Source organism: Pseudoxanthomonas beigongshangi, assembly GCF_016820515.1.
GTDB classification, from domain to species: Bacteria; Pseudomonadota; Gammaproteobacteria; order Xanthomonadales; family Xanthomonadaceae; genus Pseudoxanthomonas_A; species Pseudoxanthomonas_A beigongshangi.
The window spans coordinates 116,157-137,822 of record NZ_JADHDV010000001.1; the positions used below are offsets into that span (position 1 = coordinate 116,157).

18 protein-coding genes are annotated in these 21,666 nt (G+C 67.2%); 7 read left to right on the forward strand and 11 right to left on the reverse strand.

Features of this window, described 5'->3' with window-relative positions:
• Window positions 1-91: 91 nt before the first annotated feature.
• The 11 genes from bamA to rpsB form a co-directional block, all read right to left on the reverse strand.
• Window positions 92-2,569, reverse strand: coding sequence for an outer membrane protein assembly factor BamA (gene bamA / locus IQ458_RS00505; protein ID WP_183643168.1), 2,478 nt, complete (start codon window positions 2,567-2,569; stop codon window positions 92-94).
• 107 nt (window positions 2,570-2,676) lie between these two features.
• Entirely contained in the window at window positions 2,677-4,038 is a 1,362-nt protein-coding gene (gene rseP, locus IQ458_RS00510; RefSeq protein WP_203321582.1) for an RIP metalloprotease RseP, read from the reverse strand.
• A 30-nt stretch (window positions 4,039-4,068) separates the two neighbouring features.
• Window positions 4,069-5,262, reverse strand: coding sequence for a 1-deoxy-D-xylulose-5-phosphate reductoisomerase (gene dxr, locus IQ458_RS00515; RefSeq protein WP_203321583.1), 1,194 nt, complete (start codon window positions 5,260-5,262; stop codon window positions 4,069-4,071).
• Window position 5,263: 1 nt separating this feature from the next.
• The gene (locus IQ458_RS00520) at window positions 5,264-6,121 is read right to left on the reverse strand and encodes a phosphatidate cytidylyltransferase (RefSeq protein WP_183643159.1); all 858 of its coding nucleotides are present in this window, start codon (window positions 6,119-6,121) and stop codon (window positions 5,264-5,266) included.
• On the reverse strand, window positions 6,118-6,873 hold the full coding sequence (gene uppS / locus IQ458_RS00525) for a polyprenyl diphosphate synthase (RefSeq protein ID WP_203321584.1): 756 nt from the start codon (window positions 6,871-6,873) through the stop codon (window positions 6,118-6,120). Before uppS ends, IQ458_RS00520 begins: the two co-directional genes overlap by 4 nt.
• A gap of 8 nt (window positions 6,874-6,881) precedes the next feature.
• A complete protein-coding gene (gene frr / locus IQ458_RS00530; protein WP_183643153.1) occupies window positions 6,882-7,439 on the reverse strand; it encodes a ribosome recycling factor in 558 nt (185 codons plus the stop codon).
• An 87-nt stretch (window positions 7,440-7,526) separates the two neighbouring features.
• Complete coding sequence (locus IQ458_RS00535; RefSeq protein ID WP_183643150.1) at window positions 7,527-8,444, reverse strand: cation diffusion facilitator family transporter; 918 nt, start codon at window positions 8,442-8,444, stop codon at window positions 7,527-7,529.
• Window positions 8,445-8,521: 77 nt separating this feature from the next.
• Window positions 8,522-9,247, reverse strand: coding sequence for a UMP kinase (pyrH, locus tag IQ458_RS00540; RefSeq protein ID WP_183643147.1), 726 nt, complete (start codon window positions 9,245-9,247; stop codon window positions 8,522-8,524).
• A 110-nt stretch (window positions 9,248-9,357) separates the two neighbouring features.
• Window positions 9,358-10,848 carry a sensor domain-containing diguanylate cyclase gene (locus IQ458_RS00545; RefSeq protein ID WP_203321585.1) on the reverse strand — a complete coding sequence of 497 codons (1,491 nt, stop codon included), beginning with the start codon at window positions 10,846-10,848 and terminating at the stop codon, window positions 9,358-9,360.
• Window positions 10,849-11,053: 205 nt separating this feature from the next.
• Window positions 11,054-11,932, reverse strand: a complete 879-nt coding sequence (gene tsf / locus IQ458_RS00550; RefSeq protein WP_183643143.1) for a translation elongation factor Ts — start codon at window positions 11,930-11,932, stop codon at window positions 11,054-11,056.
• Window positions 11,933-12,064: 132 nt separating this feature from the next.
• Complete coding sequence (gene rpsB / locus IQ458_RS00555) at window positions 12,065-12,868, reverse strand: 30S ribosomal protein S2 (protein WP_183643140.1); 804 nt, start codon at window positions 12,866-12,868, stop codon at window positions 12,065-12,067.
• A gap of 319 nt (window positions 12,869-13,187) precedes the next feature.
• On the opposite strand from rpsB, the gene map reads away from it, so the two are divergent.
• The 7 genes from map (at window position 13,188) to bfr (ending at window position 21,656) form a co-directional block, all read left to right on the forward strand.
• Entirely contained in the window at window positions 13,188-13,982 is a 795-nt protein-coding gene (map, locus tag IQ458_RS00560) for a type I methionyl aminopeptidase (RefSeq protein WP_141453551.1), read from the forward strand.
• Between the two features lie 26 nt (window positions 13,983-14,008).
• Window positions 14,009-16,615, forward strand: coding sequence for a [protein-PII] uridylyltransferase (gene glnD, locus IQ458_RS00565; protein WP_484573271.1), 2,607 nt, complete (start codon window positions 14,009-14,011; stop codon window positions 16,613-16,615).
• A 28-nt stretch (window positions 16,616-16,643) separates the two neighbouring features.
• Window positions 16,644-17,498, forward strand: coding sequence for a 2,3,4,5-tetrahydropyridine-2,6-dicarboxylate N-succinyltransferase (dapD, locus tag IQ458_RS00570; protein WP_141453549.1), 855 nt, complete (start codon window positions 16,644-16,646; stop codon window positions 17,496-17,498).
• Window positions 17,499-17,601: 103 nt separating this feature from the next.
• On the forward strand, window positions 17,602-17,973 hold the full coding sequence (locus IQ458_RS00575; RefSeq protein WP_203321587.1) for a Spx/MgsR family RNA polymerase-binding regulatory protein: 372 nt from the start codon (window positions 17,602-17,604) through the stop codon (window positions 17,971-17,973).
• Window positions 17,970-19,106 (forward strand): succinyl-diaminopimelate desuccinylase, encoded by a 1,137-nt coding sequence (gene dapE / locus IQ458_RS00580; RefSeq protein ID WP_203321588.1) that lies wholly within the window; start codon window positions 17,970-17,972, stop codon window positions 19,104-19,106. The genes IQ458_RS00575 and dapE overlap by 4 nt, the downstream gene beginning before the upstream one ends.
• 294 nt (window positions 19,107-19,400) lie before the next feature.
• Window positions 19,401-21,074: an asparagine synthase B gene (asnB, locus tag IQ458_RS00585; RefSeq protein WP_203321589.1), complete on the forward strand. Its 1,674-nt coding sequence runs from the start codon at window positions 19,401-19,403 to the stop codon at window positions 21,072-21,074.
• 96 nt (window positions 21,075-21,170) lie between these two features.
• A complete protein-coding gene (gene bfr / locus IQ458_RS00590) occupies window positions 21,171-21,656 on the forward strand; it encodes a bacterioferritin (protein WP_192197544.1) in 486 nt (161 codons plus the stop codon).
• Window positions 21,657-21,666 lie beyond the last annotated feature (10 nt).

The following is a 21,666-nucleotide window of genomic DNA, read 5'->3' on the forward strand; positions in this document are numbered from 1 at the left end:
CCCAGTTTCGTCGCCGTACCCCCGGACACGCCGGAAATACGGGCTATACCATACGGGGGGCGATGGAGCCCCCCGCACGCGGCGCCTTCGATCAGAAGCCGCCGCCGAAGGTGAACTGCAGGCGCTCGATTTCGTCGCCGTCCTTCTTCTTCAGCGGGAACGCATAGCTGATCGAGATCGGACCGACCGGCGCGCGCCACAGCAGCGCCACGCCCGCGGAAGCACGCAGTTCGCCGGCGTCGAAGTTGTCGTATCCGTCGAACACGTTGCCGAAGTCGAAGAACGCAGAAATGCGCGCGGCGTTGGAATCGAACAGGCGCGGGAAATACATTTCCAGCGAACCGACCGTCTTCAGCGACCCGCCGAGCGGCTGGCCGCGCCAGTAGTAGCCGTTGGCTTCCGAACGCGGACCCAGCGTGTTGTCGCTGAAGCCACGCACCGAACGCACGCCGCCGGCATAGAAGTTCTCGAAGAACGGCAGGCCGGTGGCGGTCAGGGTGCGATCCAGCACCGAACCAGGTGCGCAGGCGCCGGTGCTGTCGGCTGCCGCCGCCGGATTGGCCTGGCCGGGAATCGACGGGTCGGTGGGCAGCATCCGGCAGACGTTGCGCGACGTGTCGTTGCCCCAACTGTCGCCGTAGCCGAAATCGAAGCGGGTGTTCAGGACCAGCGACGGGGTGAGCGGCCAGTACTTGGAGAATTCGTAATTGAGCTTGTAGTACTCGACGGTCGAGCCGGGCAGGGTGATTTCAGCCGACACGCGCTGGTAGGTACCGGCGGTGGGCATGAAGTAGTCGTTGCGGGTATCGCGCGCCCAGCCGATTTCCGAGCGCCAGGCGTGGAACGTGCGCTGGCCGATCGCGTTGATGTAATCCACGATCGAACTCGGAGTCGCACTGTTGTAGTTGATCTGGTTGCGATCGATGCCGAACAGCAGCGACACGCTGTCGGTTTCGGTCAACGGCAGGCCCAGGACCGCCTGCGCCGCGGCACTCGTGCTGGAGTACTGTGCGGTGTTGAAGTCGGAATAGTCATACTCGCGCCACCACAGGTTGTAGCCGAGCGACATGCCCTCGTCGGTGAAGAACGGATTCAGGAACGAGAACGAGTAGCGCTGCAGGTAGTCGCTGCGCTGCGCCTCGACCGACACGCGGTTGCCGCTGCCGAGGAAGTTGTTCTGCGACAGCTGGATCGAGGTGGTCATGCCGGACAACTGCGAGTAGCCCAGGCCGAACACGAAGCTGCCCGAGGTGGTTTCCTTGACCGTATAGACGACGTCGACCTGGTCGTTGGTGCCGGGAACCGCGGGCGTCTCGACGTCGACGGTCTCGAAGTAGCCCAGGCGCTGCAGGCGGATCTTCGAACGGTCGATCGCCGCCTGCGAATACCAGGAGCCTTCGAACTGGCGCATCTCGCGGCGCATGACCTCGTCGGAGGTGCGTGCGTTGCCCTTGAAGACGATGCGGCGGACGTTGACGCGCGGGCCGGGCACGACCTGGAAGTTCAGGGCAACGGTGCGCTTCTCGCGGTCCACCGACGGAATCGGGTTGACCTGGGCAAATGCGTAGCCGATGTTGCTGAGGGTGGCGGTGATGCCGTCGGAAGTGATTTCCAGCAGCCGGCGCGAGAAAATCTGGCCCGGCTTGACGATCACCATGCGCTCGACGTTCTCCTGCGGCAGCACGGTATCGCCGGTGACCTTGACCTCGGAGACCTTGTACTGCTCGCCCTCGGTGATGCCCGCGGTGAGGAACATGTCGCGCTTGTCGGGGCTGATCGACACCTGGGTGGAATCGATGCTGAAGTCGACGTAGCCACGGTCCAGGTACCAGGAATTCAGCTTCTCCATGTCGCCGGAGAGCTTTTCCTTGGAGTACTGATCGTCGCGGCGGTACCAGGACAGCCAGTTGTGTTCCTTGGATTCCCAGGTCTTGAGGATGTCCTCGTTCTGGAATTTCTCGGTGCCAACCAGGTTGACGTGGCGGATCTTGGCGGCCTTGCCTTCCTTGATGGCGATGGTGATGTCGACGCGGTTGCGGTCCAGCGGGCTGACCGTCGGGGTGATTTCGACGTTGTACTTGCCGCGGTTGTTGTACTGCTTGATCAGCTCCTGGGTGACGCGGTCCAGGCTCAGGCGATCGAAGGTGTCGCCCTCGGACAGGCCGATGTCCTTCAGGCCGGTCATCAGCTGTTCGGTCTTGATGTCCTTGTTGCCGGTCACGGTCAGCTTGTTGATGGCGGGCCGTTCGACCACGGTGACCACCAGGATGTTGTCCTGGCGGTCCAGGCGCACATCCTGGAAGAAGCCGGTCTTGTACAGCGCACGGATGGCGTCGCCCACGCGCGAGGAGGTGACGGTATCGCCACGTTCGATCGGCAGGTAGGTCAGCACGGTACCGGCGGAGATGCGCTGCAGGCCATCGATGCGGATGTCGCTGGCGGTGAAGCTGCCGGCCTCCGCTTCGGCGGGGGCGACGATGGGGGGCAGGGCCGTCTGCGCCCAGGCGGGGGCGGTAAGGGCCGAGGCCAGGGCCAGGGCGAGCAGGCGGCGGGTGGGCTGTCGCGTCATCATCACATCCGGTAGGTGGCGGGCCTGCAGGGCAGGCGTTTGCCGGGAAAAGTCATGCTGGGGGCTGGCGGGCTTTGAGCAGACCGGCACAAAAAAGTTCAAAAGCATCAAGTCACCAGACGGAGGATGTCGTTGTAGAACGCCAGACCCATCAGGCCCGCCAGCAGGGCCAGGCCGATGTACTGCCCGGTCACCATGCTGCGTTCGCTCAACGGACTGCCCTTGACCAACTCAATAAGGTAATACAGCAGGTGTCCGCCGTCCAAGACGGGGATGGGCAGCAGGTTAAGGATGGCCAGGCTCAGCGACACCAGCGCCAGGAAGTAGAGAAACCAGGCCACGCCCCGCTTGGCGGTGTTGTTGGCGACCCGGGCGATGGTGATGGGGCCGGACACGTTCTTGACCGAGGCGTGCCCGGTCAGCATGCGCCGGATCATCCCCAGCGAATCGGCGGTCATCTTGCCGGTCTCGCGCAGGGCCGCCGGGACGGCGGCGAGGGGGCCGAACTGCTGGAGGGCGTCGTACTCGGCCGGTGGCAGCGACTTGGGGGGCTCCAGGCCCAGCGCCCAGGTCACCTTGCCGGTTTCCGGATCCCGGATTTGCCGGGGTTGCAGTTCGAAGGCATGCCGCGCACCCTCGCGGTCGACCTCGATCATGGCCGCGCCGCCGCGCTGGCCCAACTGGTCGACCAGCGGATAAAGGTCGCCAAACTGGTGCACGGGTTGGCCATCCACCGCGGTGATGGTGTCGCCAGGCTTGAGCACGCCGTCCGCGGCGCTGCCGGGCTTGATCGCGGTGACGGTCGCCGGCAGCAGCAGGTGGCGCCAGGAGAGTCCGGCGGCGCCTCCCACGTTTTCCTGATTGAAGCCGACCGGCAGTCTGGACAGGGCCAGGGTCCGGTCCTGCTCGTTGCCATCGGCGTCGATGACCCGCAACCGCGCATCGCGGCCGTCCATCGCCGCCATGGTCAGGGTCTGCAGCGCTTCCATCCACGTGTTGATGGTCCGGTCGTCGACCGCCTCGATACGGTCGCCGCCGTGCAGGCCGGCTTCGGCGGCAATACCGGTGGTCGGTCCCAGGGTGGCGGAATAGTCCGGACGGCCGATGACGAACATCGCCCAGAGCAGGGCCACGCACAGCACCAGGTTGGCGATCGGACCGGCCGCGACGATGGCGATCCGTTGCAGGACCGGCTTGCGGTTGAAGGCCTGGGGCTGTTCGGCGATGGAGACGTCGCCTTCAGCCTCGTCCAGCATCTTCACGTAACCGCCCAGCGGGATGGCGGCGATCGCGAACTCGGTGCCGTGGCGGTTCCGGCGCGACCATAGCGGGCGGCCGAAACCGACCGAAAAGCGCAGTACCTTGACCCCACAACGACGGGCCACCCAGTAGTGGCCGAACTCATGGAACGTGACCAGCACGCCGATGGCGACGATCATCCACAGCAGGGAACCCAGCACCTCGCTCATCGGAACCGCTCACGGGTTGTGAAAGGGCACTCAAGCACGGGCGGCACGACCTGCGATGGTGGTTTCGGTGATGCGTCGGGCCCGTGCATCGGCTTCCAGCAGCGCCTCCAGTGAATCCGCGGGCGCGGCAGGCAGCGCGGCGAGGGCTTCCTCGACCAGCGCGGGAATGGATAGGAAACGGATTTTGCCCTGAAGAAAGGCTGAAACGGCCACTTCGTTGGCCGCGTTCAGGACCGCGGGTGCGGTGCCGCCGGCATCCAGCGCTTCGCAGGCCAGCCGCAGGCAAGGGAAGGCGTCGGTATCAGGGGCCTCGAAGTCCAGCCGTCCGTGGGCCAGCAAATCCAGGCCGGCGACGCCCGAGTCGATCCGATCCGGCCAGCCCAGGCCCACCGCCAGCGCGGTCCGCATGTCCGGCAGGCCCAGTTGCGCGAGGGTGGAGCCATCCACGAATTCCACCAGCGAGTGCACCAGGCTCTGCGGATGGACCAGCACGCCCAGCCGGCCCCCGGACAGGCCGAACAGGTGATGCGCCTCGATCAGTTCCAGGCCCTTGTTCATCAGGGTCGCCGAGTCGACCGAGATTTTCGGTCCCATCGACCACTTCGGGTGCGCGACCGCCTGCGCCGGCGTGACCCCGGCCAGCTCGGCACGGCCACGGCCGCGGAACGGCCCGCCGGAAGCGGTCAGCACGATGCGGCGAACGTCGTCCTTAGCCTGGCGTGAACGCAGGCACTGGAAGATGGCGTTGTGCTCGCTGTCGATGGGAATGATTTCGGCGCCGGCGGCGTCGCAGGCGCGGGTCATCAGTTCGCCGGCCAGGACCAGCGACTCCTTGTTCGCCAGCAGCAGGCGCTTGCCCGCGCGCGCGGCGGCCAGGGTCGAGGAAAGGCCGGCCGCGCCGACGATGGCGGCCACCACGGTGTCGCATTCCCCGTCGGCAGCCAGGCGATCCAGCGCGGCCATGCCGGCGTGGGCCTCGGTGGCCAGCCCGCGTTCGCGCAGGCCGTCGTGCAGGGCGGGATAAAGATCATCGCGGGCGATGACCGCATGGCGCGGCTGGTGGCGCTGGCACAGTTCGAGCAGCGCTTCCACCTGGCTGCCGGCGGCCAGCACCGTCGCCTGCAGGCGCTGCGGGTGGCGCGCGATCACGTCCAGCGCCGAGGCGCCGATGGAACCGGTGGCGCCAAACACCGCCACCCGCTGGAGCGTGCTGCCGGTTGCCATGTCAGAACCCGAACAGTTCCTTGCCCAGCGCGAAAATCGGCAGCGCGGCCAGCACGCCGTCGACACGGTCGAGCACGCCGCCATGGCCCGGGATGACGTCGCCGGAGTCCTTGGCGCCGACGTGGCGCTTGAGCAGGCTTTCGAACAGGTCGCCCACCACCGAGAACAGCACGGTCGCCACCGAGACGATCAGCACGTAGGGCAGCTCGACCAGGCCGGCACCGGCAAAGAACGTGCCGGCCGCGGCGACCAGCAGGCCGGCCACGATGCCGCCGAACACGCCCTCGATGGTCTTGTTGGGACTGATGCGGGGCGCCAGCTTGCGGCTGAACAGGCGGCCGCCGAAATGGCGGCCGGCGAAGTAGGCGCCGCTGTCGGCGGCCCAGACGATCGCCAGGGCCACGAACAGCCAGCGATGGCCGTAGGGCTGGCCGGCATGGATCAGGCAGAGCGCGCACCAGGCCGGCACGATCGCCAGGGTTCCGGCGGCCAGCTTGAAACCGCGGGCCCAGGTCTCGTGATCCGAGGCGAAATCGAAGAAGCGCAACCACAGCAGCGCCAGCACCCACCAGAACACGCCCAGCAGGGAGACCAGCCGCAACGGGACCAGGTCCGGCGAGCCGGCCGAAGCCCAGACCAGCAGCACCATCAGCAGCAGGTTGGCGAGCAGCAGCAGCGTGCGCGGCAGGGTGTCGTCGATTTCCGCCAGCTTGAACCATTCCCACAGGCCGACCAGGAACACCAGCGCGGCCAGCGCCGACAGCCAGGGCGTGGACAGCAGTAGGATCGCCGCGATGGCGATCGGCGCCATAGTCAATGCCGCGATCACGCGGACCTTGGTGCCGCCGGGATTGCTCATGCGGAAGTGTTCTCCGTCGCGCTCTGCGCGATCTGGGCGCTGGTCAGGCCGAAGCGGCGCTCGCGGCCGGCATAGTCGTCCAGCGCGCGTTGCAGGGTCGCCGCGTCCATGTCCGGCCACAGCTGTTCGGTGAACCAGAGTTCGGTATAGGCCAGTTGCCACAGCAGGAAGTTGCTGACCCGATGGTCGCCGCCGGTGCGGATGAACAGATCCGGCGGCGGCAGATCGGCCAGCGCGACGCAGCGGCCCATCGCCGCCTCGTCGATGTCCTCGGGCCGCAGCCGGCCGGCCGCGACCTCGGTGGCCAGCGCGCGTGCGGCCTGGGCGATGTCCTGGCGGCCGCCGTAGCTGGCGGCGATGACCAGGGTCAGCCGGGCATTGACGCCGGTTTGCGCCTCGGCGGCTTCCATGCGTTGCCGGATCGCCGGCGGGAAGCGTCCGCGCTCGCCGATGAAACGCACCCGCACGCCGCGCCGGTCGAGTTCGTCGACTTCGCGGTCCAGCGCGTTGAGGAACAGCTTCATCAGCGCGCCGACCTCTTCCTCCGGCCGGCCCCAGTTCTCGCTGGAGAAGGCGAACAGGGTCAGCGCCTCGATCCCGCGCTCCAGGCAGAAGTCGATGCACACGTTCACCGCGCGGGCGCCGGCGCGATGGCCGATCACGCGCGGACGCCGGCGGCGTTCCGCCCAGCGTCCGTTGCCGTCCATGATGACGGCCAGATGACGTGGAATACCGGGTCTGGCGGTGGACATGGCAGTCCTCAGACCGCCATCAATTCCTGTTCCTTGGCCTTGACCACGTCGTCCACGTCCTTGATCGACTTGTCGGTCAGCTTCTGGATCTCTTCTTCCGCGCGACGCTCCTCGTCCTCGGTGATCTGCTTGTCCTTCAGCAGATCCTTGACCTGCTGGTTGGCGTCACGGCGGATGTTGCGGATCGCGACCTTGGTGTCCTCGCCTTCGCCATGCACGACCTTGGACAGTTCGCGGCGGCGCTCCTCGGTGAGCGCGGGCAGGTTGAGGCGGATGGTGGTGCCGGCGGTGTTCGGGGTCAGGCCCAGGTCGGAGGCCAGGATGGCCTTCTCGACCGCGCCGACGATCTGCTTTTCCCACGGGGTGATGGTCAGCGAGCGCGCGTCGGAGACGGCGACGGTGGCGACCTGGCTCAGCGGCACATCGGAACCGTAGTAGTTGACCTTCAGGTGTTCGACCAGGGCGGTGGAGGCGCGGCCGGTACGCACCTTGACCAGAGTGTGACGCAAGGCGTCGATGCTCTTGGTCATGCGCGCCTGCGCGTCTTTCTTGATGTCGTTGAGCATCAGCGGTTCCGTGGCAATTCTTAAACGCCCGATTATAGGCGTTCCTGGCACCTTTGCGGACGTTCCGGCCCCGGGGCCGGGCTGGGCTCAATGCGAATGGTGCGGCGCGGCATCGTGCAGGTCGTGCCCGCACTGGCTGCCGCGCTCGATCTGCAGGGTCGCGTGGTTGATACCGAACCGGTGGTCCAGCGCGTGCAGGGTGGCATCGATGAAGGCGTCGTGATCCTCGCCCTCCGGCCGCACCAGGTGCGCGGTGAGGGCGATTTCGCCGGCACCCAGCGGCCAGATGTGCAGGTGATGGACCGCCTGCACGCCGGGCTGGCCGGCCAGGAAGGCCTGGACCTGGGCCTGGTCGATGCTGGGCGGGACCGCGTCCATGGCCGCATTGAAGCTGTCGCGCAGCAGGCCGAAGGTGCCGATTGCGATGACCACGCCGATCAGCAGGGCGGTCAGCGGGTCGAGCCAGGCCCAGCCGAACGCCAGCATGCCCAGGCCGGCGACCACCGCCGCGAGCGAGACCGCCGCGTCCGCCATCAGGTGCAGGAAGGCGCCACGCTTGTTCAGGTCATGCGCGTGGCCATCCCGGACCAGCCAGGCGGCGCCCAAATTGATGGCGATGCCGATGGCGGCGACCACGATCACCGGGGTGGCGGGAATCGCCGGAGGCGCGCTGAAGCGGCGGATCGCCTCCCAGCCCAGCGCGCCGGAGAACACCATCAGCAGGACCGAGTTGGCGAGCGGGGAAAGCAGGGTGGCGCGGCGCCATCCGTAGGTGTGGCTGCTGGTCGGGGGACGGCGCGCCAGCGCCGCCGCCGCCCAGGCCAGGCCGAGTCCGAGGACATCGCCCAGGTTGTGCAGGGCGTCGGACAGGAGCGCCAGCGAATTGGTGTAGAAGCCGTAGCCCGCCTCCAGGGCGGTGTAGGCCAGGTTGATCAGGGTGACCAGCGCGAAGGTGCGGGTGGCCGAACCGTGCGAGTGGCCGTGCGAGCCGTGTGAATGTCCCATGCCGCACAGGGTGCCGCGTGGATGCCGCGGACACTATTACAGCAAGGGGATTCGGGATTCGGGATGGGACGGGCAGCTCAGCCCCGGCCCTTCACCAGGGTGCCGATGTTTTCGCCGCGCAGGATGCGCATCAGGTTGCCGGGGACCGACAGGTCGTAGATGCGCAGCGGCACATCGCTGTCGCGGCAGAGCGCGAACGCGGCGGTATCCATCACCTGCAGATCGCGGGCGATGACCTCGTCGTAGGTCAGCTGTTCGTAGCGCTGGGCGTCGGCGTGCTTGCTCGGATCCTTGTCGTAGACGCCATCGACCTTGGTGGCCTTCAGCAGCAGATCCGCGCCGATCTCGATCGCGCGCAGCGCGGCGCCGGAATCGGTGGTGAAGAACGGATTGCCGGTGCCGGCGGCGAAGATCGCGATGCGGCCCTTTTCCAGGTGGCGGACGGCGCGGCGGCGGATGTAGTCCTCGCACACGTCGTTGATCTTGATCGCGCTCATCACCCGGACCTTGGCGCCCAGTTTTTCCAGGGCGTCCTGCATCGCCAGCGCGTTGATCACGGTGGCCAGCATGCCCATCTGGTCGCCGGTCACCCGATCCATGCCGCCGGCGGCCAGGCCGGCGCCGCGGAAGATGTTGCCGCCGCCGATGACCAGGCCGATTTCGGCGCCCGCGTCGCGGGCCTCGATGATTTCACGTGCGATCCGCCCGATCACGACCGGGTCGATGCCGTAGTCCTCGGACCCCATCAGCGCCTCGCCGGAAAGTTTGAGCAGGATGCGGCGATAGGCGAGGGGTGCGGTCATGGGGGCTCTCGGCGAAGGGGCAAACGCCGCAATTCTAGCCGAGCCGAGCGGGGCCGTCAGGCGCAATCGCGCGATCGCGCGTGCCGGGAGCCGGCACGGTCGCGCGCGGTTCATTCCTCGACGAGCCCGGCCACGACCCGGTTGCGCCCCTCGCGCTTGGCGCCATACAGGGCCTCGTCGGCGGCCTGCAGCAGCTGATCGACGTGGGCGAACTGTTCCAGCGCGCCATGCGTGGCCAGTCCGGCGGAGAAGGTCACGTGCAGGGGGCGTCCATCCACCCGGGTCATCGGCGCCTGCCCGACCTCGGCTAGGATCCGGCGCATCACGCCCAGCGCCGCGCGCTCGTCGGTGCCGGGCAGGACAATCAGGAATTCCTCGCCGCCATAGCGGGCGACGATGTCGCTGCCGCGCAGATGCTGCTGCAGGGTGGAGGCGAAGCTGCGCAGCACCTGGTCGCCGACCAGATGGCCCCAGCCGTCGTTGATCTTCTTGAAATCGTCCAGGTCGACGAAGGCGATGGACAGGGGCCAGCCGTGCCGCGAGGAGGTTTCGAATTCCTTCTCCAGCACGCTTTCCAGCTGGGCGCGGTTGTAGACGCCGGTAAGCGGATCCCGCCGCGCCTCCTCGGCCAGGCGCCGGGCACGATGTTCGAATTCGTCCGCGTCCTTGCGCGCGCGCGCGGCGTCCTGGATCTCGCGCAGGTTCCGCAGCACCAGCAGTTCGCGCGCCTCCTGCAGGAGCGCGGCGATGCGGCGCGGCTGGGTGATGCGCACTTCGAACATGGTGGCGATTTCGGGCAGCATCTTGCCAATCTGCTCGATGACGCCATCCACGGCGACCACGTCCAGCGACAGGTGACTGTGCGCGGCATCGATGGCGCGCAGGCGAGCGGCGTCGGCGTCCTCCTCGATCCACAGATCCGCGAGGAAGCCGGAAACGGCCACGCAGGCGTCAAAAGGCGTGGGGACGCGTTTCGACTCGCTGGATCCGATGGCGTCCTGCAGCAGCGGGGGCAGGTTCCAGTGGCGGGCCATCCAGTGCCCGACTTCGGCGTGATCGCAGCCGAACTGTTCGCGCTCGCGTTCCAGCAGGCTGGCGTTGTCCGGGCTGGCCGCCAACAGCGGCGCATAGGTTTTGCGATCCAGTTGCAGCAGGCCGAGGATGCCGATTTCCTGCAGCAACCCCGCGAGCATCAGCTCTTCGAGCCGGCGCTGGCCGGTCCGTTCGCCCAGCAGGCGGCTGGCGAGCGCGGCGATCACGCTGCGCCGCCAGACCTTCTCTTCGCATTGCGCGTCGGCATGGTGACGCGAGCGCATTCCCGAAGCGAGCGAGAAACCGAGCGCGAGGGTCAGGGTGGCATTGAGACCCAGCAGGGTGAGTGCCTGGCTCAGGTTCTCCACCCGCCGGCGGCTGGCGTAGAGCGGCGAGTTGGCTATGCGCAGCATGCGGGCTGTCAGCGCCGCGTCCAGGCCGATGGTGTCGGCCGCGGTGGCCATCACGACGTCGGGATCCCGCGCAAGCGCGAGGATCCGCAGTGCCACCCCCGGCGGAGAGGGCAGATCGCGGCAGCAAGATAGCTTGGCTTCGAATTCGGCTCGCATCGCGCGCGGCTGGACCTTGTCGTATGGCGGCGGCGTTCCTGCCACCCTCGCCTCGCTATCGGCCGGCACGCGCGGAAGTTTAGCGGTCCGCGAAATCCCGCCGACGAACGGCGAAAGCGCGGCTGGAAGCGGTCTCGAACGTAGTTCTGAAAAACGAAAAAGCCGCGGTTTCCCGCGGCTTTTCCGATTCCTTCCGAGAAGGAAATCAGGCCAGGCCGGCCTGCTTCATCACTTCGGCGGCGTAGTCTTCGACCACCTTCTCGATGCCTTCGCCCACGGCCAGGCGCTGGCTGCTGACGACTTCGGCGCCGGCGGCCTTCAGCACCGCCTCGACGGTCTGGTTGGTGTCCAGCACGTACGGCTGGCCGTACAGGGTGACCTCGTTGACGATCTTGGCGATCTTGCCGCTGATGATCTTCTCCAGGATCTCGGCCGGCTTGGCCTTGTCCTTGTCGGACATCTTGGCCAGCTCGATTTCCTTTTCCTTGGCGACGAAGTCGGCCGGCACGTCGGACGCCTTGATGTACGGCGGGTTCATCGCCGCCACGTGCATCGCCAGGCCGCGGGCCAGTTCGGCGTCGCCGCCCTTGACCTCGATCAGCACGCCGATGCGGCCGCCGTGTACGTAGGCCGCGACGTTGTTGCTGCTGTCGGCGCGGACCAGGCGACGGACCTGCACGTTCTCGCCGACCTTGGAGATGACGGCGGCGCGGGCTTCCTCGACGGTTTCACCGGACGGGAACTTGGCGGTCTTCAGGGCTTCGACATCGGCGGCGCCGGAGGCCAGGGCGACCTGGGCGACGGTGTCGGTGAAGCCGACGAAGTTACCGTCCTTGGCGACGAAGTCGGTTTCGGAGTTGATTTCCACCAGCACGGCCTTGCCGCCGTCCTGGGCGACCGCGATGCGGCCTTCGGCGGCCACGCGGCCGGCCTTCTTGTCGGCCTTGGCCAGGCCGGACTTGCGCAGCCATTCGGCGGCCACGTCGATGTCGCCGTTGTTCTCGGTGAGCGCCTTCTTGCACTCCATCATGCCGGCGCCGGTGCGCTCGCGCAGTTCCTTGACCAGGGAAGCGGTGATTTCCACGGGATTACCTCAGATTTCGGATTTCGTTGGGCGGGCAGGGAGCCCGCCGACGGATTGAACAAGGCGGGCCATGGCCCGCCTGCAGGCATCGGATGCCGCCGCGCACTGTGGCGCGGCGGCATTGCAGCGCGATTACTCGGCAGCGGCGGCTTCGTCGGCCTTCTTGCCAGCCTTCTTGGCCGGGGCGCGGCGGCCCTTGCCTTCCTCGTCCGATTCCACGAACTCTTCCTCGCGGACGGTCGCGGCGTTCGGCGAAGCGGCCTTGCCTTCCAGCACGGCGTCGGCGGCGGCGCGGGCGTACAGCTGCACGGCGCGGATGGCGTCGTCGTTGCCGGGGATGGCGTAGTCGACCAGGGCCGGGTCGTAGTTCGAGTCGACCACCGCGATCACCGGGATGCCGAGCTTCTTGGCTTCCTTGATGGCGATGTCTTCATGGCCGATGTCGATGACGAACAGGGCGTCCGGCAGGCGGTTCATGTCCTTGATGCCGCCCAGCGAGGCTTCCAGCTTGTCGCGCTCGCGGCGCAGGCCCAGCACTTCGTGCTTGACCAGCTTCTCGAAGGTGCCATCGGTTTCGGCGGCTTCCAGTTCCTTCAGGCGGGCGACCGACTTCTTCACGGTGGCGAAGTTGGTCAGGGTGCCGCCCAGCCAGCGCTGGGTCATGTACGGCATGCCGCAGCGCTCGGCTTCTTCCTTGATGGCTTCGCGCGCGCTGCGCTTGGTGCCGACGAACAGCACGGTGCCGCGCTTCTGGGCCACGCCCGAGAGGAAGTTCATCGCGTCGTTGAACAGCGGAACGGTCTTCTCGAGGTTGATGATGTGGATCTTGCCGCGGGCACCGAAGATGTACGGCGCCATCTTGGGATTCCAGTAGCGGGTCTGGTGGCCGAAATGGACGCCGGCTTCCAGCATCTGGCGCATGGTGACTTGGGGCATTGCTTGAACTCCATGAACGTGGAACCGGCCGCCGGGAATGGGATGGCGGTTGCCCGCGAGGGCAGGGTTCCGGGGTTGGGCCTCCCTGCGGCTTCCGTGTCCGAACCTTCGACCCTAAGGGAGTGATCCCAAAGGAGTTTTCAGGCACCCCGGCACGGAGGTTGGCAGCAGGTGTGGATTCGCCGGTGACGCCCGGCGTGGGCAGCCTGGACGGACGGGTCCGGCCAAGCTTCGGAAGTATAGCGGGAACAATGAGTTGCCGGCAACAAACCCCTTGCCGGGCGCTCAAAGGGGGGCGAAATCGGCGATAATCCCGGCCATGGCCATCACCCTCAAGACCCCCGAAGAACTCGAGCAGATGCGCGTCGCCGGCCGGCTGGCCGCCGAGGTCCTGCAAATCGTCGCGCCGCACGTGAAGCCGGGCGTGACCACCGCCGAACTGGACCGCATCTGCCACGATCATATCGTCAACGTGCAGAAAGCCATCCCGGCCAACATCGGCTACGGCGGCGGCCACGGGCGGATTCCGTTCCCGTCCACGGTGTGCACCTCGGTCAACAACGTCATCTGCCACGGCATGCCCAGCGAGGGCAAGGTGCTGAAGGACGGCGACATCCTGAACATCGACGTGACCGTCATCAAGGATGGCTGGCATGGCGACACCAGCCGCATGTACTTCGTCGGCACCCCTTCGGTGATGGCGAAGCGGCTGGTGGACACCACCCGCGAGGCGATGTTCCGCGGCATCAGGGCGGTCCGTCCGGGCGCGACCCTGGGCGACATCGGCCACGCCATCCAGCAGTTCGCCGAGGCAGAGCGCTTCAGCGTGGTGCGCGAGTACTGCGGCCATGGCATCGGCAAGGTCTACCACGACGAGCCGCAGGTGCTGCATTACGGCCGCCCGGGTGATGGCGTGGTGCTGAAGCCGGGCATGACCTTCACCATCGAGCCGATGATCAACGAGGGCACCCGCTTCTCCAAGGTGCTGCCCGATGGCTGGACCGTGGTCACCAAGGACCGCAAGCTCTCGGCGCAATGGGAGCACACCGTGGCGGTGACCGAGGACGGCGTCGAGATCCTGACCCGCCTGCCGGGCGACGACAACGACCTGTGAGCAGTCCCCAGGCCGCGACTGATTCATTGCCGCGGCTGACCGGGATCGGCCCGGGAATCGCGGATGACGCGGCCTGGTCGGCCGCCGCCCGCGCCGCGCTCGGCCACAACGACGCGCGGCTGGGCAAGCGCTTCGACCACGGCGACGGCATGGACCGGATCCTCGCGCTGCGCGCGCGCGGCGTGGATCACCTGCTGCGGGACGCCTGGCAGCGCTGCGTCCCCGCCGACAGCCTGATGGCGTTGTTCGCGGTAGGCGGCTACGGCCGTGGTGAACTGTTCCCGCAGTCGGACGTGGACCTGCTGGTGCTGGCCGAAGCGCCGGCGCAGGCGCGATACCACGAGGCGCTGGCGCGTTTCTTCGCGCTGCTGTGGGATGCCGGCCTGCCGATCAGCCATGCGGTGCGTTCGGCCGTCGAGTGCACCGAGGCCGCCGCCGACCAGACCGTGCTGACCGCGCTCATCGAGGCGCGGCCGGTGGTGGCCGAACCGGTCGACGAGGCGCGCCTGATCGATGCGGTGTCGGCGGCAAGGGTCTGGCCCGCGCGCGATTTCTTCCTCGCCAAGCGCGAGGAAATGAGTGCCCGCCATGCGCGTTTCGGCGACACCTCCGAAAACCTGGAACCGAACATCAAGGATGGCCCGGGTGGTCTGCGCGATCTGCACACGCTGGGCTGGATGGCGCTGCGTACCTTCGGCGTGCGGGATCTGGAACCGCTGGTCGGCATGGGCCAGTTGGGACCCGACGAGGCGGCCGCGCTGGCACGCGAGCGCCGCGCGCTGGGCCGCCTGCGCTACGGCCTGCACCTGATCGCCGGTCGTCCCGAGGAACGCCTGCGCTTCGATTTCCAGAAAGCGCTCGCGCACCGCCTGGGCTTCGTCGACGACGCCGAGAACCTGGGCGTCGAGAAGATGATGCAGGGCTTCTACCGCAGCGCCGCGATTGTCCGTCGCATCAGCGATCGGCTGCTGCAGCGGTTCGAGGAACAGTTCGACGGCGAGGCGTTGCCGGAGCCGCTGGACGACGCGTTCGCGCTGCGCCGCGGCTACCTGGCCGCGCGGGATCCGGCCTGGCCACAGGATGACGTGTCGCAGGTATTTGCCCTGTTCGCGATGTGGGCCGCGCAGCCGCAGGTGCGCGGACTGCATTCGCTCACCGCGCGCGCGCTGGCCGAGTCATTGCCGAAATTGACCGCGTATCCGGCTGCGACGGGCGCCCAGCGCGATGCCTTCATGGGCCTGCTGCGCGGGCCGCGCGCAGTGGAAACGTTGACCCGGATGGCGCGGTTGGGCGCGCTGGGCCAGTGGCTGCCCGCGTTCGCCCGGGTGTCCGGGCGCATGCAGTTCGATCTGTTCCATGTCTACACCGTGGACCAGCACACCCTGATGGTGTTGAAGAACCTGGCCACGTTCTCTTCCGGCCGCGCGGACGAACGCTTCTCCATCGCCCATGAGGTCTGGCCGCGCCTGCGCAAGCCGGAACTGCTGCTGCTGGGCGGCCTGTTCCACGACATCGCCAAGGGCCGCGGCGGCGATCATTCCGAACTCGGGGCGGTCGATGCGCGGGAGTTCTGCGCCGCGCATGGCCTGAGCGCCTCCGACACCGATCTGGTGGCCTGGCTGGTGGAACAGCACCTGCGGATGTCGGTGACCGCGCAGAAGCAGGACATTTCCGATCCGGACGTCATCCACGCTTTCGCCCGCCTGATTGGCGATCGCGAGCGGCTCGATTACCTGTACCTGCTGACCTGCGCCGACATCGCCGGCACCAGCCCCAAGCTGTGGAATGCCTGGAAGGATCGGCTGCTGGCGGATCTCTACTTCGCCACCCGCCGGGTGCTGCGCGAGGGTCTGGAACATCCGGTCGACGTCGACGCGCGGCTGGCCGAGGCGCGCGAATCGGTGCGGGTGCTGCTGCGCCTGCACGCCATCGGGGACGTGGACGCCGACGCGCTGTTCGCGGCGATGCCGGAGGAGAGCTTCCTGCGCTTCCGCCCGGAGCAACTGGCCTGGCAGGCCGAGGCGTTGCGAGGCGTGGGACCGGGCGAGACGCGCGTGCGTGCGCGGCTGATCGCCGAGGACGCCAACGCGATGGAAGTATTCGTGCATTCGCCTGATCGCGATGGCCTGTTCGCCGCGATCCTGTCCACCCTCGATCGCATGGGCTACGCCATCCACCAGGCGCGGGTGCTGGTGGGGCCGCAGGGCACGGTGTTCGATACCTTCGAGGTGCTGCCCGCCGACAGCTACGCCACCCGCGATCCGGCCGACGTCGAGCATGGCCTGAGCGTCGCCTTGGCCGGCGCGCTGGACAAGGTGCGCACCTCGCGGCGCGCGTTGCCGCGCCAGCTCCGCCATTTTCGCTTCGCGCCGCGCATCGAGTTCGGGCGCACGCCGGATGGCCGACGCACCGTGCTCAGCCTGATCGCGCCGGATCGCCCGGGCCTGCTGTCGGACGTGGCCCAGGTGCTGCGCGCGCAACGCCTGCGGGTGCATGACGCCCGCATCGCGACCTTCGGTGAACGCGCCGAAGACATCTTCCAGATCACCGACGAAGGCGACATGCCGCTGGCGTCGGAAGAACAGCAACAGGCCCTGCGCGACGCATTGCGCGCGGGGCTCGAAACCCATTGACGAACACTCCCCCAAGGAACCCGGATTGATGAGCCCGAAGAAAGCCACCGCCGTTGAAGAACTGAAGTCGACCATCGAGAGCGCGTTCGAACGCCGCGCCGAACTGACCACCGTCGAGATCGAGGGCTCCACCCGCGCCGCGGTCGAGCGCGCCATCGACGGCCTGGAAAGCGGCAAGCTGCGCGTGGCCGAACCGGACGGCAAGGGCGGCTGGAAGGTCAACGAGTGGCTGAAGAAAGCGGTGCTGCTGTATTTCCGGGTCAACGAGATGGAACTGGTCGAAGCCTATCCCGCGCCGTTCTGGGACAAGGTAGAAGCGCGCTTCGGCGCGTTCGACGAAGCCGATTTCCGCAAGCTGGGCGTGCGCGTGGTGCCGGGCGCGATCGCCCGCCGCGGCAGCCACTTCGGCAAGGACGTGGTGCTGATGCCGAGCTTCGTCAATATCGGCGCCTATGTGGGCGAGGGCACCATGGTCGATACCTGGGCCACGGTCGGTTCCTGCGCGCAGGTCGGCAAGCATTGCCACCTGTCCGGCGGCGCCGGCATCGGCGGCGTGCTGGAGCCGCTGCAGGCCTCGCCGACGATTATCGAGGACCACTGCTTCATCGGCGCGCGCTCGGAAGTCGTGGAAGGCGTGGTGGTCGGCCATCACAGCGTGATCGGCATGGGCGTGTTCCTGGGCCAGTCGACCCGCATCTACAACCGCATGACCAAGGAAATCACCTACGGCTATGTGCCGCCGGGCAGCGTGGTGGTATCCGGTTCGCTGCCGGCCGCCGACGGTTCGCACTCGCTGTATTGCGCGGTGATCGTCAAGCAGGTCGACGAGAAGACCCGCAGCAAGACCAGCGTCAACGAACTGCTGCGCGGGCTGGCCGACTGATTTTTCCCGAGCCGGTGGACGCGAAGGCGCCCATCGGCATGACGTTGCGCACGGACACGCGGGATCCATCGCGGGACGCGTGGCCGTGAAAAAGGATTCGAGCATGACCACGACGATCTACGGACTCAAGAACTGCGACACCTGCAAGAAGGCCACCAAGTGGCTTGATCGCTTCGAAGTCGCCCATGCCTTCATCGACTACCGCGACAACCGGCAGGCGCCCGAGGTGCTGAAGGACTGGGCCGATCACGCCGGGGGCTGGGACGCGCTGATCAACAAGTCCTCCACCACCTGGCGGCAGTTGCCGGAGAATCGCAAGTCGCCCGGTTCCGAAGCGGAATGGAAACTGCTGCTCAAGGAATACCCGCAGTTGATCCGCCGGCCCGTGGTCGTACGGGAGGAAGGCGGTGAAACCGTGTTTTCACAGGGCTTCAGTGACAATGGCTTCAAGAAGCTGTTCGGAGTCGGCAAGTGAGCGATGTCGTCGAGCTTTCCAGCGAACTGATCCGTCGCCATTCGGTGACTCCCGATGACGCGGGCTGCCAGCAAGTGTTGGCCACGCGCCTGACCGCCGCCGGATTCCGTTGCGAATCCCTGCGCTTCGGCGATGTCGAAAATCTCTGGGCCACCCACGGCAGCGGTGCGCCGGTGCTGGTGCTGCTCGGCCATACCGATGTGGTTCCGCCCGGCCCGCTGGACGCCTGGACCAGCGATCCCTTCATCCCGACGTTGCGCGACGGCGTGCTGTACGGGCGCGGCGCGGCCGACATGAAATGCAGTGTCGCCGCCTGCACCATCGCGCTGGAGCGCTTCGTCGACGCGCATCCGGATCATCCCGGCACGGTCGCGCTGCTGGTGACCTCGGACGAGGAGGGCGACGCCCTGGATGGCGTGAAGCTGGTGGCCGAAACCTTCCGCGAGCGCGGCCAGCGCATCGACTGGTGCATCACCGGCGAGCCTTCCTCCAAGGAGGTGCTGGGCGACCTGCTGCGCGTCGGCCGTCGCGGCACGCTCACTGGCACCCTGAGCGTGCGCGGGGTGCAGGGCCATGTGGCCTATCCGCACAAGGCGCTCAATCCGATCCACAAGGCGCTGCCGGCGCTCGCCGAACTCGCCGCGCGGGTCTGGGACGATGGCTACGAGACCTTTCCACCGACCAGCCTGCAGATTTCCAACATCAACGCCGGCACTGGCGCCAGCAACGTCATTCCGGGCGAGCTGAAGCTGGTGTTCAACCTGCGCTTCAATCCCAGCTGGACCGCCGCGCGCCTGGAAGAGGAGATCGAGTCGGTGCTGCGCCGGCACGAACTGGACTACGCCATCCACTGGCACCGCGGCGGCGAGCCGTTCTACACCCCGGAAGGCCATCTGCGCGCCACCGCGCGCCAGGTGCTGGCCGAGTTCTCGGGCGCGCCACCGGAAGAGAGTACGGCGGGCGGTACCTCCGACGCGCGTTTCATCGCCCCGCTCGGGGCCGAGTGCATCGAGATCGGCCCGGTCAACGCCAGTATCCACAAGGTTGACGAGAACATCGTGGTGGCGGAGCTGGAAGCGCTTCCTGGCCTCTACCAGCGATTGCTGGAGCGGCTCCTGCTGCCGGCCGCCTGAGTGGTCCGGGAATGGTTGCGGCTGAAACCATGACGAGGAACGCGCCCGGTACTTGCCAAGCCCCGCCGGGACCGGTTAGGGTCGCTTCCATGCTTCGTCTCGCCACCGCCGCCGCGAACAATTCGAACCGCCGCAACAATGCGCGTGCGAATAATCGTGCGTGGACGCTGCGGGTCTGCGACTAGGCATAGAAGTACCAGCCGGACACAGAAAACCCGCATCGCGAGATGCGGGTTTTTTTTTCGCCCTTCGCCAGCCCTTCCTCTCCCAACCCCATTTCCCAGGAGTTTCCCCATGTGTTCCATCTTCGGCATTTTCGGCCTGCAGGCCGGTGACGACGCCACCGTCCTGCGCCGGCAGGCGCTGGAACTTTCCCAGCGGCAGCGCCATCGCGGCCCGGACTGGAGCGGCGTGCATCTGGACGACGGCGCCATCCTCGTCCACGAGCGCCTGGCGATCGTCGATCCCGCCGGCGGTTCGCAGCCGCTGCGCTCGGCCGACGGCGGCCTGGTGCTGGCGGTGAACGGCGAGATCTACAACCACCGCGAGCTGAAGAAGGAACTGCGCCAGCCCTACGCGTTCCAGACCGGTTCGGACTGCGAAGTGATCAACGCGCTGTACCGCGAAGACACCCCGGAGTCGTTCCTCAACCGCCTCAACGGCATCTTCGCGTTCGCGCTGTGGGACGTGGCCGCGCGCCGTTTCCTGATCGCACGCGACCCGATCGGCGTGTGCCCGTTGTACTGGGGACACGATCGCGAAGGCCGCCTGTGCGTGGCCTCGGAGATGAAGGCACTGGCGGATCTGTGCGCGGACGTCGCGCAGTTCCCGCCGGGGCATTACTACGACAGCGCCAGCGGCGAACTGAAGCCGTACTACGGCAAGGCCTGGCGCAGCTACGACGCAGTGCAGGGCGTGGAAGTCACCCGCGAGGAGCTGCGCGAGGCGTTCGAGCGCGCCGTGCATCGCCAGCTGATGACCGACGTGCCGTACGGCGTGCTGTTGTCCGGCGGCCTGGATTCCTCGCTGGTCGCGGCGGTGGCCGCGCGTTTCGCGCGGCGCCGGGTGGAGGACGATGACACTTCCGAAGCCTGGTGGCCGCGTCTGCATTCCTTCGCGATCGGCTTGAAGGGTTCCCCGGATCTGGCCGCCGCGGAGGTTGCCGCGCAGGCGCTGGGCACCGTCCACCACGGATTCGAGTACACCTTCGAGGAAGGCCTGGACGCGCTGCCTGAAGTGATCCGCCACATCGAGACCTACGACGTCACCACCATCCGCGCTTCCACCCCGATGTTCCTGCTCGCGCGCCGGATCAAGGCGATGGGCGTGAAGATGGTGCTGTCGGGCGAGGGCTCGGACGAAATCTTCGGCGGCTACCTGTACTTCCACAAGGCGCCGAACGCACGCGAGTTCCATGAGGAGCTGGTGCGCAAGCTGGATGCGCTCTACAACTACGACTGCCTGCGCGCCAACAAGTCGATGATGGCCTGGGGCGTGGAGCCGCGCGTGCCGTTCCTCGACGTCGAATTCCTCGACGTGGCGATGCGGATGGACGCGCAGTACAAGATGGCCGGAAAGGGCCGGATCGAGAAGGCGGTGTTGCGCGAGGCGTTCGAGGGTTACCTGCCGGATTCGATCCTGTGGCGGCAGAAGGAGCAGTTCAGCGATGGCGTCGGCTACGGCTGGATCGATGGCCTGAAGGCGCATGCCGAGGCCCAGGTCAGCGACCGCGAACTGGCGGCGGCGGACAAGCGCTTCCCGATCAACCCGCCCCGGACCAAGGAAGCCTATTACTACCGTAGCCTGTTCGAGCGCTTCTACCCCGGCCAGGCCTGCGCCGAGACGGTGCCGGGCGGCAAGTCGATTGCGTGCTCCTCGCCGGCGGCGATTGCCTGGGACGCCAGTTTCGCGGCGGCCGCCGATCCGTCCGGCCGGGCGGTGGCGGGGGTGCACAACGCGGCCCTGTGAGGGCCGCGAAAGCGGCTGCGAGTGCGACTGATTCCGATTAGAACACCGGCGCCCGGCTTCGGGCATCATGCGCGGCAGTTGCAAGGAGTTGAACCCATGAAAGGCCATCCCGAAGTTGTCGATTACCTCAAGCAGTTGCTGCGTGGCGAGCTGTCTGCGCGTGACCAGTACTTCATCCATTCCCGTCGTTACGAGGACATGGGACTGATCGCGCTCTACGAACGCATCGACCACGAGATGCAGGAGGAGACCGAGCATGCCGACGCGTTGCTGCGGCGGATCCTGTTCCTGGAGGGCGATCCGGACATGAGCCCGACGCCGTTCACTTCAGGGCGCACGGTCGAGGAAATGCTGCAGCGGGATCTGGAAGTGGAGTACGAGGTCCGCGCCAATCTCGCCAAGGGCGTGGCGCTGTGCGAACGGCACGGCGACTTCGTCAGCCGCGAGATCCTGCAGACCCAGCTGAAGGATACCGAGGAGGATCACGCGCACTGGCTGGAACAGCAGTTGGGCCTGATCAAGCGCATCGGACTGGAAAACTACCTGACCGCGCGACTCGCGCAGAAATCCTCGGCCGAGTGACTTCGCTGGA

Excerpts from the sequence above, each read along its gene's own strand:
- frr (WP_183643153.1), bottom strand. The coding sequence starts at position 7,439 with ATGCTCAACGACATCAAGAAAGACGCGCAGGCGCGCATGACCAAGAGC.
- pyrH (WP_183643147.1), bottom strand. The coding sequence starts at position 9,247 with ATGACCGCACCCCTCGCCTATCGCCGCATCCTGCTCAAACTTTCCGGC.
- IQ458_RS00535 (WP_183643150.1), bottom strand. The coding sequence starts at position 8,444 with ATGGGACATTCACACGGCTCGCACGGCCACTCGCACGGTTCGGCCACC.
- map (WP_141453551.1), top strand. The coding sequence starts at position 13,188 with ATGGCCATCACCCTCAAGACCCCCGAAGAACTCGAGCAGATGCGCGTC.
- IQ458_RS00545 (WP_203321585.1), bottom strand. The coding sequence starts at position 10,848 with ATGCGAGCCGAATTCGAAGCCAAGCTATCTTGCTGCCGCGATCTGCCC.
- IQ458_RS00575 (WP_203321587.1), top strand. The coding sequence starts at position 17,602 with ATGACCACGACGATCTACGGACTCAAGAACTGCGACACCTGCAAGAAG.
- dxr (WP_203321583.1), bottom strand. The coding sequence starts at position 5,262 with ATGGCAACCGGCAGCACGCTCCAGCGGGTGGCGGTGTTTGGCGCCACC.
- uppS (WP_203321584.1), bottom strand. The coding sequence starts at position 6,873 with ATGTCCACCGCCAGACCCGGTATTCCACGTCATCTGGCCGTCATCATG.
- rpsB (WP_183643140.1), bottom strand. The coding sequence starts at position 12,868 with ATGCCCCAAGTCACCATGCGCCAGATGCTGGAAGCCGGCGTCCATTTC.
- rseP (WP_203321582.1), bottom strand. The coding sequence starts at position 4,038 with ATGAGCGAGGTGCTGGGTTCCCTGCTGTGGATGATCGTCGCCATCGGC.
- bfr (WP_192197544.1), top strand. The coding sequence starts at position 21,171 with ATGAAAGGCCATCCCGAAGTTGTCGATTACCTCAAGCAGTTGCTGCGT.
- bamA (WP_183643168.1), bottom strand. The coding sequence starts at position 2,569 with ATGACGCGACAGCCCACCCGCCGCCTGCTCGCCCTGGCCCTGGCCTCG.
- dapD (WP_141453549.1), top strand. The coding sequence starts at position 16,644 with ATGAGCCCGAAGAAAGCCACCGCCGTTGAAGAACTGAAGTCGACCATC.
- IQ458_RS00520 (WP_183643159.1), bottom strand. The coding sequence starts at position 6,121 with ATGAGCAATCCCGGCGGCACCAAGGTCCGCGTGATCGCGGCATTGACT.
- asnB (WP_203321589.1), top strand. The coding sequence starts at position 19,401 with ATGTGTTCCATCTTCGGCATTTTCGGCCTGCAGGCCGGTGACGACGCC.